9 protein-coding genes and 1 pseudogene are annotated in these 13,973 nt (G+C 69.2%); 5 read left to right on the forward strand and 5 right to left on the reverse strand.

Annotation, left to right across the window (positions count from 1 at the left end; all coding sequences use genetic code 11):
• The first annotated feature begins 53 nt into the window (after nucleotides 1-53).
• Nucleotides 54-1,715 (forward strand): serine hydrolase domain-containing protein, encoded by a 1,662-nt coding sequence (locus EWM63_RS22445; protein WP_130188519.1) that lies wholly within the window; start codon nucleotides 54-56, stop codon nucleotides 1,713-1,715.
• A gap of 168 nt (nucleotides 1,716-1,883) precedes the next feature.
• On the forward strand, nucleotides 1,884-3,932 hold the full coding sequence (locus EWM63_RS22450; RefSeq protein ID WP_229487435.1) for a TonB-dependent receptor: 2,049 nt from the start codon (nucleotides 1,884-1,886) through the stop codon (nucleotides 3,930-3,932).
• Between the two features lie 33 nt (nucleotides 3,933-3,965).
• On the opposite strand, the gene EWM63_RS22455 is transcribed toward EWM63_RS22450, so the two are convergent.
• The 5 genes and pseudogenes from EWM63_RS22455 to EWM63_RS22475 form a co-directional block, all read right to left on the reverse strand.
• Nucleotides 3,966-5,411, reverse strand: a complete 1,446-nt coding sequence (locus tag EWM63_RS22455) for an NAD-dependent succinate-semialdehyde dehydrogenase (RefSeq protein WP_130188520.1) — start codon at nucleotides 5,409-5,411, stop codon at nucleotides 3,966-3,968.
• Nucleotides 5,412-5,513: 102 nt separating this feature from the next.
• On the reverse strand, nucleotides 5,514-6,290 hold the full coding sequence (locus tag EWM63_RS22460; protein WP_371861115.1) for a GntR family transcriptional regulator: 777 nt from the start codon (nucleotides 6,288-6,290) through the stop codon (nucleotides 5,514-5,516).
• Between the two features lie 87 nt (nucleotides 6,291-6,377).
• Nucleotides 6,378-7,603: pseudogene (locus tag EWM63_RS22465) on the reverse strand (amidase).
• 19 nt (nucleotides 7,604-7,622) lie between these two features.
• Complete coding sequence (locus EWM63_RS22470) at nucleotides 7,623-8,588, reverse strand: polysaccharide deacetylase family protein (protein WP_207221131.1); 966 nt, start codon at nucleotides 8,586-8,588, stop codon at nucleotides 7,623-7,625.
• Nucleotides 8,585-9,025, reverse strand: a complete 441-nt coding sequence (locus EWM63_RS22475; RefSeq protein ID WP_130188522.1) for a nuclear transport factor 2-like protein — start codon at nucleotides 9,023-9,025, stop codon at nucleotides 8,585-8,587. Before EWM63_RS22475 ends, EWM63_RS22470 begins: the two co-directional genes overlap by 4 nt.
• Before the next feature lie 202 nt (nucleotides 9,026-9,227).
• On the opposite strand from EWM63_RS22475, the gene EWM63_RS22480 reads away from it, so the two are divergent.
• From EWM63_RS22480 to EWM63_RS22490, 3 genes are read left to right on the forward strand one after another with little or no spacing between them, the layout of a single operon-like run.
• Complete coding sequence (locus EWM63_RS22480; protein WP_130188523.1) at nucleotides 9,228-10,409, forward strand: ABC transporter substrate-binding protein; 1,182 nt, start codon at nucleotides 9,228-9,230, stop codon at nucleotides 10,407-10,409.
• Nucleotides 10,410-10,455: 46 nt separating this feature from the next.
• On the forward strand, nucleotides 10,456-11,337 hold the full coding sequence (locus tag EWM63_RS22485; RefSeq protein WP_130188524.1) for a branched-chain amino acid ABC transporter permease: 882 nt from the start codon (nucleotides 10,456-10,458) through the stop codon (nucleotides 11,335-11,337).
• The gene (locus tag EWM63_RS22490; RefSeq protein ID WP_207221132.1) at nucleotides 11,334-13,964 is read left to right on the forward strand and encodes a branched-chain amino acid ABC transporter ATP-binding protein/permease; all 2,631 of its coding nucleotides are present in this window, start codon (nucleotides 11,334-11,336) and stop codon (nucleotides 13,962-13,964) included. Before EWM63_RS22485 ends, EWM63_RS22490 begins: the two co-directional genes overlap by 4 nt.
• The last annotated feature ends 9 nt before the right edge of the window (nucleotides 13,965-13,973 follow it).

Raw genomic sequence — 13,973 nt, forward strand, 5'->3', positions numbered from 1 at the left:
GCGGCGTGCCCCGCCGCCAGTCACCGCCATCTCAACCGCAGCCAGGAGAATCGATGAACACCGTTCCCGCCGACATGGACAATCCGAACGAGGCGGCAGCCGCGCTCGACCCGCTGTTCGTACCGTTCAACCGTGCCGACGCCCCCGGCCTGGTGGTCGCCGTGGCCCGCGAGGGCCGGCTTGTCTACCGGCGCGGCTTCGGCCTGGCCAGCGTCGGACTGGGCGTGGCCAACACGCCGTGGACGCGGATGCGGATCGGCTCGACCAGCAAGCACTTCGCCTGCCTGGCGGCGTTGCTGCTGGAAGAGGACGGCCTGCTCGACCTTGACGCGCCGGCCAGCCGCCACGTGCCCGAACTCGTCACGCAAGGAGCGATGCCCACGCTGCGCCAGTTCATGAACCACACCAGCGGCCTGCGCTGCGGCCTCGACGCCGGGTTCCTGGCCGAGGGCATGGCGATCCGGCCCGCCGGCAGCATGCTGGCCAGCCAGGTGCGCATGCGCGACGTGAATTTCGCGCCGGGTGAAAAATTCATGTACAACAACGGCGGCTACCACCTGCTGTCGCTGGCGATCGCGCGCGCGGCCGGCATGCCGTTCGAACGTTTCCTCGCGGAGCGCATCCTCGCGCCGCTCGGCATGCACGACACGCAGTCCGTGCCGGACGATTTCGCGATCCACCGGGGCCTGGCCACACTGCACGTGCCGCTGCCGGGTGGCGGCTACAAGCGCGGTGTCTTTCCCAGCATGGAGCTGCTGGGCGAGGGGGCGATGATTTCGACGCTGGACGACATGCTGCGCTGGCTCGCGCACCTGCGCGGCCCGAAGCGTGTCGGCAGCGCGGCGGCCTGGGAAAGCATGACGGCGCCGACGCGGCTGGCGAACGGCGTCGCCGTGCCCTACGGCTATGGCCTGATGCGTCACCGGTACCGCGGCGTGGAAGTGATCCATCATGCCGGCGCCGTGATCGGCGGCGCCTGCCAGATGCTGACGGTGCCGGCCCACGCGCTCGACATCGTCATCATGAGCAATGGCGCGCCGGTCAATCCCCATGAACTGGCCAAGCAGGTGGTCGACAGGATGCTCGGCGACGCGCTACGTGAACCGGTACCGGCCAAGGCCGGCAGCAGCCCATACTGTCGTCTGCTCGGCGCGCGCTACGTCGGCCGGGCCTCGGGCCTCGTGATCGGTTTCGCGGACGTCGAGGGTGCGCTGGGCCTGTCGCTGCTGAACCTGCCGCCGATGCCGCTGTACGGCAGCGGCGGCGAACTGCGCCTGCCGTTCGAGGATATCGCGGCCGGCCCGTTCGTGCTCGATGCCCGCGCGCTGGAAGGGGAGGGCGCACCGCCGGCAACGCTGCCGTTCGGCGAAGCCGGCGTGCCCGAACCCTACGACCTGCTCGTGGCGCCGGAGGGCGGCCTGCCGCCCTTCGCGGCGGCACTGGCCGGCCAGTACACGGTGCCCGACCTGGATGGGCGCGCCACGATCGCGCAGGAAGGCGAGGATCTGACGATGCGGGTGCAGGGCCGCTACGGCGCGACGGTGCTGCGCTTCGAACCGTTCGGCCCCGACCTGCTGGGCTGGCGGATGGACGGCGCCGACATCCCGCTGCGCGGCATCGCCCACGTGCGGCGCGATGGCGATGGGATAGTCACGGAGCTGGTGATCGACACCACGCGCACGCGCGGCATGCGATTCCTGCGGCAGGGACGCTGAGCTGACCTCCGGGCCGTGCAGGCGGCTGGGAGGCGGAACATTGGCGACGGTGCGGAAGTTGCCGTTACTAATGAGAATGCTATATCATTATTGACTGACCGGCCTTCGTGCGCCGGGCCGGCGCCTATCCGGGCTGGTGAATGCTCAATTTTGATAAGGTAGTCGACCGTGAAGAAAAAACGCCTGTGCCTGCTTCTTGGAACCGCTTCGGCACTGTCCTGCCAGGGCGCGCATGCCGAAGATCCCGCCATCGTCATGGGCGAAGTGCGCATCAGTGCCCAGCGTGCGGCAGGGCCGCTGCTGAGCAACCGCATCCTCACCTCGGTCGACGTGCTGGGGGCCGACAAGGTCGAGGACAAGAACGTGATGAACAGCTGGGAGCTGGTCGGCCAGCTGCCAGGCGTGCAATTGACCGAAACGCGCATGGGCGCGGAATCGGGCAAGGCCACGTTCCGCGCCTTCAACGGCGAGGGCTACATCAACGGCATCAAGGTGCTGATCGACGGCATACCGAGCAATGTCAACAGCGGCAACCAGCGCTTCATCGACATGATCTTCCCGCTGGAGATCGACTACATCGAAGTGGTGCGCGGCACCAACGATCCCCGTTACGGCCTGCACAATATCGGCGGCAACATCAACTTCGGCACCCGCCAGGGCGGCAACTACACGGATGGCCGCCTCACGGTCGGCAGCTACGACACACGCGAGGCGCAATTCGCCATCGGCCGCGAAAGCGGTGGCCTTGCCCAGAACTATTTCATCGCCGCACAGAAGTCGGACGAGTATCGCGGCACCGGATCGGAAAAATACTCGATCGGCGGCAAATGGTTCGTCACGTCGGCCAGCAAGGCCGTCAAGGCCGGGCTGGTGGTGCGTGCCTACAAACACGATGCGGGCGAGCCGGGCTTCCTGACGGCGGCGGAACTGGCCGCCGACCGCCGCCAGTCGCCGGCGAAGAACGCCAACGACCGGAGCGAGCGCGAAATGCGCCATGCCAGCGTGCACATCGACTGGCAGATTTCGCCAGATGCGTTTTTCAGCAACCGGTTTTACTACAACAGCTACGACGACGACCGCCGCGTCACCTTCACCAGCAACCCGGCCGGTTCCGCACCGCGGCAGCGCCGCATCTGGGACGAGCGGCAGGTGGGCTACCTGGGCAACCTGACGTGGCGCGCGAGCGACGTCGTCACGCTCGATGGCGGCGTCAACGCCGAGCAGCAGGACAATGGCTACCGCCGCTCGCGCTTCAGTCATGCCATGCCGACCGATTTCGGCACGCCCGTCCTGGTGCAGAACGACGATGCGTACACCCTCGACAACGTGGGCGCCTACGTGCAGGCCATCATCCGGCCAAGCGAGACGCTGAAGATCGTGCCCGGCTGGCGGGCCGACAAGTTCTCCGGCCACAGCACGCTGATGGCGGGCGGAATGGCGCGGTTGCAGGACTATGGCTGGATCAGGCAGCCCAAGCTGAGCATGGTGTTCAACCCGGTCGCCGATGTGAGCCTGTACGCCAACTGGGGGCGCACCTTCCAGGTCCTGACCGGATCGGGCGCGCCGGCCTACCTGGCGCCCGGCCAGGCCACGTTCGACGCATCGATCAATACCGGCAAGGAAGTGGGCATCAAGTTCAAGCCGGCACCGCGCGCCGAGATGCGCCTGGCCGTGTGGCGGCAGGACGCCACCGGCGAGGTGGCCAACATGCCGGCCACCGGTACCACGGTCGGCCTGGGCGAAACGCGCAGGGAAGGCGTGGACCTGCAACTCTCCGGCCAGGTGACCGACAGGCTCGACCTGTGGGCGTCGCACTCGCTGCAGAAAGCCGAAGTGATGAAAGCGTTCACGGCGGCCGGCGCCTCGCTGGCGGGCAAGGAAGTGTTTTCCACGCCGCGCTACATCGCCACGGCCGGCGCCGAGTACCGCGCGTCGGACAAGCTGCGCCTCGGCCTGCAGGGCCGTGCCCAGGGCGACTACTTCATCGACAGCCCGAACGAGCAGGGCAAGTTCGGCGGCTTCGTGCTGTTCGACGCCAGCCTGCGCTACCGGCTGTCCGAACGGGCCAGCATCGACGTGCAGGTGAAGAACCTGGCCGACCGGCGCTACGCCTATGTGTGGTACGACAATTTCTTCTGGCCGGCCGGCCAGGCCCAGCCGATGTTCTCGTCCGGACCCGGCCGCTCGGCGTACGTCGCGCTGAACTTCAGGATGTGAGGGTCTTGAAGCGCTTCAAGCGCTTCAGGTGCTTCAAACGCCGACCATCGACACCGCCTTGGTGTTCAGGTACGACTCCAGCGCTTCCGGACCGCCTTCGGACCCGTAGCCGGAGTCCTTGATGCCGCCGAACGGCAGTTCGGCGCTCGGCGTGGCCGGCTGGTTAATCCACAGCATGCCGACTTCCATCCGGTTCATCAGCAGCTGGGCATTCTTGATGGAACGGGTGAACGCGTAGCCTGCCAGGCCGTACGGCAGCCGGTTGGCTTCGGCGATCGCGTCTTCCAGGCTGTCGAAGCCGCGGATGCCGGCGACCGGGCCGAATGGCTCGTCATTGAAGATGCTTGCATCCAGCGGCACGTCGGCCAGGATCGTCGGCGCAAAGAAGTTGCCCGTGTCGCCGACGCGCAGGCCGCCGGTGGCAACGACGGCGCCCTTGGCCCTCGCATCCTCGACCACCTGCGACATGGCGCTGACGCGGCGCGCGTTGGCCAGCGGGCCGAGCGTGGTGCCTTCCTGCAGCCCGTCGCCCAGTTTCAGGCCCTCGGCATGCGCGACCAGGGCGCGCGTGAATTCCGCCTTGACCGCGTTATGCACGAGGAAGCGGGTCGGCGAAATGCACACCTGGCCGGCATTGCGGAACTTCGCCGCGCCCGCGGCCTTGACCGCCAGCGCCACGTCGGCATCCCCGGCGATGATGACCGGGGCATGGCCGCCCAGTTCCATCGTCGCGCGTTTCATGTGCTTGCCGGCCAGCGCGGCCAGCTGCTTGCCGACCGGCGTGGAACCGGTGAAGGTCACCTTGCGGATGATCGGATGCGGGATCAGGTAGCCGGAAATCTCGGCGGGATCGCCGAACACCAGGCCCACCACGCCGGGCGGCACGCCCGCATCGACGAAGCACTGCAGCAGCGCGGCCGGCGATGCCGGGGTTTCCTCCGGCGCCTTGCAAAGGAACGAGCAGCCGGTCGCCAGGGCGGCCGACAGCTTGCGCACGATCTGGTTGATCGGGAAGTTCCAAGGCGTGAAGGCGGCAACGGGACCGACCGGCTCCTTCAGCACCAGCTGCTGCGCGGCCGGGTTACGCGAAGGGACGATCCGTCCATATACGCGCATGCCCTCGGCGGCGAACCAGTCGATGATCTCGGCGCCGGCCAGCGCTTCGCCCTTGGCTTCGGCCAGGGGCTTGCCCTGTTCCTGGGTCAGCAGGCGGGCGATGTCGCCGGCACGCTCGCGCAGCAGCGTCGCGGCGCGGCGCATGGTGGCGGCGCGCTCGGCCGCCGGGATGGCGCGCCACGTCTCGAAGCCCTGCTGGGCGGCCGCCAGCGCACGGTCGAGGTCCGCCACGGTAGCGTGGGCCACGGTGCCGATTGGCTGCCCGGTAGCGGGATTGATCACGGGGATGGTCTTGCCGCCGGTGGCGTCGACCCATTCGTTGGCGATGAGCAGGCGGGTGTCTGGGTAACTTTGGGTAGTCATGGGGGAGAACCTCGTTGTGGGGAAAACAATGTTACCTCGTACACGGATCTCTTGCAGGCGGCCGCACGCGCACCCGCGGAACGATGCGCGGTGGCGCGCGCGTCAGCTCAGCCCCAGCAGGCGCGCCAGGCCGTGTTCCTCGTCCGAACGATCGAGGCAGACATTGCGTTCCAGCGTGGCCAGGTGGGCCTGCATGAGCGCGACCGCGCCGTCGGCGTCGCCGCGCTCCAGGCAATCGACGATCTGGCCATGCTCGTCGTGTTCGCAACTGGCGTTGCCGGGTGGTTCGTACAGCGCGACGATCAGCGAGCAGCGCGGCACCAGCTCGGCCAGGTAGCCGGACAGCACCGGATTGCGGGCCAGCGCGGCGAGCTTGAGGTGGAAGCTGCTGGCCAGCCGCGCCCAGGCCGGCTGGTCGTAGCGGTGCATGGCCGCGTGTTCCTCGGCCAGCTGGGTGCGCAGCGCGGCGATGTCGGCGGCGGTGACGCGCTGGGCCGCCAGGCGCACGATGGCTGCTTCCAGCGCCTGGCGCGTCTCGAAGATGGCGCGGGTTTCTTCCGGTGTCGGGGTGGCCACCACGGCTTGCTGGTTCAGCCGCAGTTCGACGATGTGGTCGTGCGCCAGCTGCTGCAGCACCTTGCGCACGGTCGACCGGCTGACCTTGAACAGCTTGCCCAGCACCGCCTCCGGCAGCCTGGTGCCGGGCGACAGGCGCTGGTTCATCACGCCTTCGTAGATCGACTGGTAGATCCGCGCCTCGATGTCGCCGCTGCCGCGGCGGCCACCGGAGGGCGCGTCGTTCGCTTCCGCCGCGGCGGCAGCGAGGTCGTCATGCAGCTGGTGTTCGTCGGCGTGGGAGGTGGGGGGCATCTGCTTCATCGTGTAGGTCGGATGGGCCGCCCGGCGCACAGGCGGGGCGGCGGTTCGGGGCGGTGCGATTGGTTCAGCTTCCGCGGCGTCGGCCTGTTACAGCGCCGCGGCGACGTGCAAGGCCAATTTTACCAACTCGGCATCGCTGCCGGCGGGCCCCACGAGCGAGATGCCGAGCGGCAGGCCCTCCGCGCTGGTCAAGGGGATGCTTACCTGGCACAGGCCGGCGATGCCGGCGATGCAGGTGATCTGCAGCGTGCGCATGCGCAGCGCGTCCACCGCGGCGCCGCTGGCGTCGAGCAGCGGCGCCACGCCGGCCGCGGACGGAATGACCGCGATGGCATCGTCGCCAAGCAGGCCGCGCACGTGCGCGCGGATGTCGTGCACGCGGGCCCACGCGGCGCTTGCCGCCTCCGCGCTGATGCCGGACGCGCCGGTCCAGCGGCCTCCGATGGCGGGCGAGAACACGGGCTGGTGGGCCGTGATCCACGCGCCGTGGGCCTGCCAGGCTTCATGGCCGCCGGCGGTGGCATAGGCCTGCCGCCAGTCATCCAGTGTCTCGTCGCCCCGTGTCAGGGCCAGCGGTTCGGCGGTGGCGCCCAGCACGCGCGTGGCCGCCGCCAGCACCCGCGCCAGCGGCGCCGCGAAAACCGGGTCGGCCAGGGCGCCGACGGCTTCGGGGTGCAGCACGCGGCGGAAACGGTGCGGCGCGGGCGGCAGCAGCACGGCGGCCACGCGCGCGAACGTCCCGGCGTCGTGGGCCAGCCAGGTGGCGGTATCGAAGGACGGGTGCAGCGGCACCATGCCGGTGCAGGGCAGCACGCCGTGCGTGGTGCGCAGCCCCCACAGGCCACAGTAGCTGGCCGGCACGCGCGTCGAGCCGCCGGTGTCGCTGGCGAGGGCGAAATCGCACAGGCCCGCGGCCACCGCCGCGGCCGACCCGCTGGACGAGCCCCCGGCACCCGACCCGGGGCGCGCACATTGAGCGGCGTGCCGTAATGGATATTGTCGCCGTTGATGCTGTAGGCGATTTCGTCGGTCAGCACCTTGCCCACCAGCGTGGCGCCGGCCGCCAGCAGCGTGTCGACCAGCGGGCTGCTGCGCACCGGCAGCGGGTTGCTGCCCAGCCAGTGCGGATTGCCGGCGCCGGTCGGATAGCCGGCGACATCGAAAATGTCCTTCACCGCGAAGCGCAGGCCGTCCAGCGGGCCGCTGGCGGTGGGCGGCACGGTGAACCGGCCGTGCGCCACCCAGGCGTTGACGGTGTCGTGGATGGGGAAGTCGCCGGTGTGGGGTGCAGTGCTCATGTTCATATTCATCATTGTGTCGTCAAGTTAAGTGTCATGCAGCGTCGCCAGGGAACTGGCCTGCTTCGGCCAGTGCATCGAGGTGCTGGCAGATCGCCCCCGGGGTGGTGAACCAGATCTCGCCGCGGTCGCGCGCGGCGGCGATGTGCCGCAGCGCGCGGCGCAGGTGGCGCAGCCGGTAGGGCTGGCCCACCAGGTAGGGGTGCAGCGCGATGCCCATCACCAGCGGCTGCCGCATGGCCTGTTCGCGCATCTCGTCGAAATTGTCGATGATCATGTCGGTGAACGGCGCGGCGTCCATCGCCCGGCCCACCAGCATCGGGATGTCGTTCAGTTCCTGCGGATAGGGAATCGACCACAGGCGGCGGCCGGAGCGGGTGCGCATCGGCAGCGGCTGGTCGTCGTGGCACCAGTTCAGCGTGTAGCGGTAGCCGGCTTCGGCCAGCAGGTCGGGCGTCAGCCGGCTTTCCGAGATCCACGGCGACAGCCAGCCCGCCGGCGCGGTGCCGCTGCCGGTGGCGATGCGTTCGCGGCAGCCTGCCAGCAGCAGCGCCTCGGCGTGCTCGCCGAGGTCCGACTGGCGTGCCGCATTCGTGTGGCCATGGCCGATCAGTTCGTCGCCGCGCGCCGCGAAGGCGGCCACCAGTTCCGGGCAGTGCTCGTAGAGGGCTGTGTTGACCAGCGCGCCGGTCGGCAGGCCGAGCTGGTCGAACAGTTCCAGGCAGCGCCAGGCGCCCACCCGGTTGCCGTATTCGCGCCAGCTGAAGTTCAGCACGTCCGGCTCGGGCGAGGCGGGACCGAGGCGCGCGCCGAGCCCTTCTCCGAAGGCAAAGTGTTCCAGGTTGAAGCCGATGTAGACCGCCAGGCCCTTGCCGGCTGGCCAGCGGTAGCCAGGGCGGCGCGTGATGGGCTGGTAGGCGAAGCGGCCATGGTCCGCCGGCCGCGCGGACGGGGAGGCATCGGGCGCGCCGTCGTGGCCGGTTGGGGTGGCATGCGTCATGGCTGCACCGCTGCCGCGCGGTCGAGCAGCCACTCGGCGCTGTCGTTCCACACCTGCATCTCGGTGATCAGGCCGCGGCGCACCACGTAGCGGTCCACATAGCGGTTGCCTTCGAACGGCGTGCCGTCCGGCCAGGCGCCATGCAATGTCCCCAGGTTATAGACGATGGCTTCGTCGTCGGTGGCGCCGCACACGACCTCGATGCGTTCAAAGCGCTTCTTCACCCAGGCATAGCGCACCGCGTTGAAGGCGGCGCACTGTGCCGGGTCGGTCATCGCACGCCCGCCCGTAAAGCGGATGCGCAGGTCCGGCGCGATGAAGCGCCGCGCGCCTTCCGGGTCCGGAATCATCAGCGTGCGCAGGTAAGTGTCGACCGTGACGGCGGCGCGCCGCGCACTGTCGTTGTCGGCCATGACTGAAATTGGTGCGTCCTGCATCGAACATTCTCCTTTGTGCACCAGCAGGGTGCTGGTTGGGTCGAAAACGGCATGTGGTGTTACTGCACGCAAGATAAGTGCCAGAGTGTCGACACTTTGGTTTTCATAGTGCTGGCAGATTACTTGACCGAATTGTCATCACCTGGCATGGCGATTGCATTGACCTGGGACGACCGCACTTTTCCTACAGGAGTTTTCCAGCATGAACATGTCACGCAGGGTCTTCATCGCCACCGCTTCCGCCATCGCGGCCTTCCACCTTGCTGCGCCCGCCCAGGCGGCCGAGCCGATCAAGATCGGACTGATGACGGCCTTGTCGGGCCAGTCCGCGCGTTCCGGCGAAGCCATCACGCGCGGCCTCGCCATCGCGATCGACGAGATCAACGCCAGTGGCGGGCTGCTGGGCGGGCGCAAGCTGGTGCTGGTGCGGCGCGACGATGAATCGAACCCCGCGAAAGGTGTGGTGGCGGCGCGCGAACTGATCTTCCGCGAGAAGGTGGCGGTGCTGTTCGGCGGCCTGGACACGCCGGTCTCGCTGGCGGTGGTGCCGCTGGCGAACCAGGCGAAGGTGCCGTTCATGGGCGCGTGGGCTGCCGGCACGGCGATCACGAAGAACGCCGGCCAGCCGAACTTCGTGTTCCGCGTGTCGGCCGTCGACGAAATCGTCGACCAGGCCATGCTCGACTATGGGATGAAGACCTTCAAGGGCAGGAAGTTCGGCATGATCCTCGTGAACAATCCCTGGGGCGAATCGAACGAGAAAGGCTTGCGCGAGGCGCTGCGCCAGAAAGGGCTGGCCCCGGTCGGCGTGGAAAAATTCGAGGGCAACGATGTCGACGTCGTGCCGCAGCTGTCGCGGCTGAAGGCGGCCGGCGCCGACACGCTGTTCATGGTGGGCAACGTGGGGCCCTCGGCGCTCGTGGTGCGCTCGCTCGACCGCATGGGCTGGAAAGTGCCGATCGTGTCGCACTGGGGCCCGCTGGGCGGCCGCTTCACCGAACTGGCCGGGCCCAATGCGGCGAACGTGCACTTCGTGCAGACGTACAGCTTCTTCGGCCAGCAGTCGCCGGTCGGCGCGAAGGTGATCAAGGCGATGATGGCCAAATACCCGGACGTCAAGGGACCGGAGAGCATCACGCCGGCGGTCGGTGTCGCCAATGCCTACGACGCCATGCAGCTGGTGGCCAGGGCCATCGCGAAGGCCGGCACGACGGATGGCGACACGGTGCGCAAGTCGCTCTACCAGATCGACGAATACGCCGGGCTGATCAAGACTTACCGCAAACCCTTCGCGCCCGGCATGCATGACGCGCTGGGCAAGGACGACTACGTGTGGGCCCGCTTCGTCGGCGAGCGCATCCTGCCGGTGGGCGTGAATCAGTGAACCCGCCGCTTCGGACAATCCCGACAATTCTTTCAAGGAAGATCCCATGCTCCTCTCCGCACTGATCAGCGGTATCGGACTCGGCAGCATCTATGGCTTGATGGCGCTGGGCTTCTACCTGACTTACGCGGTGTCCGGCACCGTCAACTTCGCCCAGGGAAGTTCGATGATGCTGGGCGCGGTGCTGACCTTCACCTTCGCCCAGACGCTGGGCTGGCCGCTGGTGCCGTCCATCGTGCTGGCGCTGGCGCTGGCGCTGTGCGCGCTGTACGGGCTGCTGGTGGAATGCATCGCCGTGCGGCCCTTCGTCAGCCGCGGCTCCGACGCGTGGCTGATGGCGACCGTGGCGCTGGGCATCCTGCTCGACAACCTGGTGATGTACCTGTTCGGCAAGGAGCCGCGCAACCTGCCGTCGCCGCTGGCGGTCACGCCGCTGCAGTTCGGCAGCGGGGGACTGGGTGTGTATCCGCTGCAGGTACTGATCCCCCTGGTCGGCCTGGCGCTGGCGGCGCTGCTGCATGCCGTGGCGCGTCGCACGCGCTGGGGCACCGCGATGCTGGCCGTCACGCAGAACCGCGACGCGGCGCGGCTGATGGGCATCCCGATCCGGCGCGTGGTTGCCGCGGCGTTCGCACTGTCCACGCTGCTCGCCGGCGTCGCCGGGGTGCTGGTGGCCCCACTGTTCAACGTCCATGCCGACATGGGCACGCTGTTCGGCCTGAAGGCATTCGCGGTCGCCATCCTGGGCGGTATTACCAGCGCCTGGGGCGTGATGATCGCCGGCCTGCTGTTCGGCATCGCCGAGGCGCTGATCGCCGCCACGCTCGGTTCGGGCTACACGCAGCTGCTGATGTTCGGGCTGGTGATCGCGGTGCTGGCTGTCCGGCCCGATGGCCTGTTCGGCCGCGCACAAGTGAGGAAGGTATGAAGCGAGACGTCAAATTCGGCGACCTGAAACTGGGCGAACGCAGGTTCGCGGACAAACCGTCCGATGCGGCGCCCGCCGCGGGAGCGTCGTTCCGGCAGCGCGCCTGGCTGCCCGGCACGCCGGGGCAGGTGGCCGGCGTGCTGGCCATGCTGGTCGTCGGCATCGTGCTGGCGCTGACCCTGAACGCCTACCATGCCTTCGTGCTGGCCAGCGTGGCCCTGCTGGCGATCGTCGGCTGCGGCCTGAACGTGCTGATCGGCCTGGGCGGCATGATGTCGTTCGGCCACGTCGGCTTCTATGCGCTGGGCGCCTACACGGTGGCCATGCTGACCACGGGCGCGGGCTGGAACTTCTGGCTGGCCTGGCCGGCCGGCGTCGCGGTCGCGGCACTAGCCGGTGGCCTGCTGGCTGTGCCGGCCCTGCGGGTGCGCGGCCCCTACCTGGCGATGGTGACCATCGCGTTCGCCTTCATCGTCGAACACGGCATCGTCGAGATGCGCGAACTGACGGGCGGGCAGAACGGCATCATGGGCATCGCCGCGCCGGCGTTCGGCGGCCTCGAAGGCGAGCGCGCGGTGGCCATCCTGGCGCTGCTGGCGGCCGTGGCGGCGACGTGGGTCTGCGCGCTGCTGGCGCGCGGCACGTGGGGCGCGGCCATTCGTGCCGTGCGCGACAGCGAAACGGCGGCCGAATCGCTCGGCATCGATCCGCTGCGGGTCAAGGCGGCGGCCTTCGTGTTCTCGGCCGCGCTGGCCGGCCTGGCGGGCGGACTGTTCGCGCCACTGTCGGGTTTCGTGACGCCGCACAGTTTCAACTTCCCGCTGTCGATCCTGTTCGTGCTGGTGGTGATGATCGGCGGCGCGGGTTCCATCGCGGGGCCGCTGATCGGCGCCGTCATCGTCGGGCTGCTGCCGGAATGGCTGGCCAGCCTGGAAGAATTCCGGCTGCTGTTCTTCGGCGCGCTGCTGCTCGTGGTGCTGCTGGTGGCGCCGGGCGGCGCGGTGGGACTGCTGCAAGGATTGTCCCGCCGCATGCGGCTCGCCGATGCGCATCCCGCCGCCAGCGCCCAGCCCGTGCCTACCGTGCCCGACATGCCCGACATGCCGGCCGGCGAAGCGATCGCCGTGCGGGAGCGGCAGCCGCTGCGCGCCAGCGGGCTGGCGATGGTGTTCGGCGGCCTGCGCGCCGCATCCGGCATCAGCCTGACCGTGCAGCCGGGCGTGTTGACCAGCCTGATCGGGCCGAACGGCGCGGGCAAGTCCACCGTCATCAATATGCTGACCGGCTTCTACCGCCCCACGGAAGGGGAGATCGCCGTGGGCAGCGCCGCGTGCGGTGGCCAGCCCGCGTTCCGTTTTGCCCGGGCCGGCGTGGCGCGCACCTACCAGACGTCGCTGTTGTTCGGTTCCCTGACGGTGCTCGACAACGTTACGCTGGCCATGACGGGCGGGCGGCTCGGCGGCTTCCTGGGCAGCGCGCGTTACGCCGCGCCGGCCGCACGCGAACGGGCCGCCCGGCTGCTGGCCTTCTGCGGCTATCGTGGCGACCTGGCCACGCCGGCGGCGGGACTGGCGCACGTCGACCGCCGGCTAGTGGAAATCGCCCGCGCGCTGGCCACCGATCCCGACATTCTGCTGCTCGATGAACCGGCCGCCGGCCTGTCGCGCGAAGACAAGGGCCGCCTGGCCGAGTTGCTGACGCGCGTGGCGCGGGCCGGCATCGGCGTGCTGGTCGTCGAACACGACATGCCGCTGGTGATGGGCATCTCCGACCGGATCGTGGTCATCGACGCGGGCAAGCCGCTGGCCGAGGGAACGCCCGCCGAGATCCGCGACGATCCCGCCGTGCGCCGCGCCTACCTGGGCGAGGGCGAAGGCGTGCCCGCCCTGGCCACCGCGGGCGGCGCCCGTCATGCGGGCGCCGAACTGCTGGGCATCGGCGCACTGAGCGCCGGCTATGGCGCCGCGCCGGTGCTGCAGCGGGTCGATATCCAGGTGCGCCAGGGCGAACTGGTGGCGCTGCTCGGCGCCAACGGCGCGGGCAAGTCGACGCTGATGCGCGCGCTGGCCGGCCTGCACCGGCCCGTGCAGGGCGGCATGCACCTCGACGGCGTGGCGCTGGAAGACCTGAACGCGGAGCAGGTGGTGCGGCAGGGGCTGATCCTGGTGCCGGAAGGCCGCCAGGTCTTCCCCGAGCTGTCGGTGCTGGACAACATCCGCCTCGGCGCCTTCCGCTGCCCGGCCGGTACCGAGGCGCGGCTCGAGGCCATGCTGGACCGTTTCCCGCGGCTGCGCGAGCGCGCCCACCAGCGCGCCGGGCTGCTGTCCGGCGGCGAGCAGCAGATGCTGGCGATCGCCCGTGGCCTGATGGCGCAGCCGCGCGTGCTGCTGCTGGACGAACCGTCGCTCGGCCTGGCGCCGAAAGTGATCGAGGACCTGTTCGCCGTGCTGGACCGGCTGCGCGGCGAAGCATTGACGATCCTGCTGGTCGACCAGATGGCATCGCTCGCGCTGGCACTCGCCGACCGCGCCTATGTACTCGAAGGCGGCAAGGTCGTCGCGCAAGGCACGGCGGCCGACATCGCCGGCGACAGCGCGCTGGCCAAGGCCTACCTGGGCGGACACTAATCAAGGAAA

This window comes from Pseudoduganella lutea (assembly GCF_004209755.1).
GTDB classification, from domain to species: domain Bacteria; phylum Pseudomonadota; class Gammaproteobacteria; order Burkholderiales; family Burkholderiaceae_D; genus Rugamonas; species Rugamonas lutea.

Coding starts and splice junctions, on each gene's coding strand:
- EWM63_RS22445 (WP_130188519.1), top strand. CDS start 54: ATGAACACCGTTCCCGCCGACATGGACAATCCGAACGAGGCGGCAGCC.
- EWM63_RS22475 (WP_130188522.1), bottom strand. CDS start 9,025: ATGCAGGACGCACCAATTTCAGTCATGGCCGACAACGACAGTGCGCGG.
- EWM63_RS22480 (WP_130188523.1), top strand. CDS start 9,228: ATGAACATGTCACGCAGGGTCTTCATCGCCACCGCTTCCGCCATCGCG.
- EWM63_RS22485 (WP_130188524.1), top strand. CDS start 10,456: ATGCTCCTCTCCGCACTGATCAGCGGTATCGGACTCGGCAGCATCTAT.
- EWM63_RS22470 (WP_207221131.1), bottom strand. CDS start 8,588: ATGACGCATGCCACCCCAACCGGCCACGACGGCGCGCCCGATGCCTCC.
- EWM63_RS22460 (WP_371861115.1), bottom strand. CDS start 6,290: ATGAAGCAGATGCCCCCCACCTCCCACGCCGACGAACACCAGCTGCAT.
- EWM63_RS22455 (WP_130188520.1), bottom strand. CDS start 5,411: ATGACTACCCAAAGTTACCCAGACACCCGCCTGCTCATCGCCAACGAA.
- EWM63_RS22490 (WP_207221132.1), top strand. CDS start 11,334: ATGAAGCGAGACGTCAAATTCGGCGACCTGAAACTGGGCGAACGCAGG.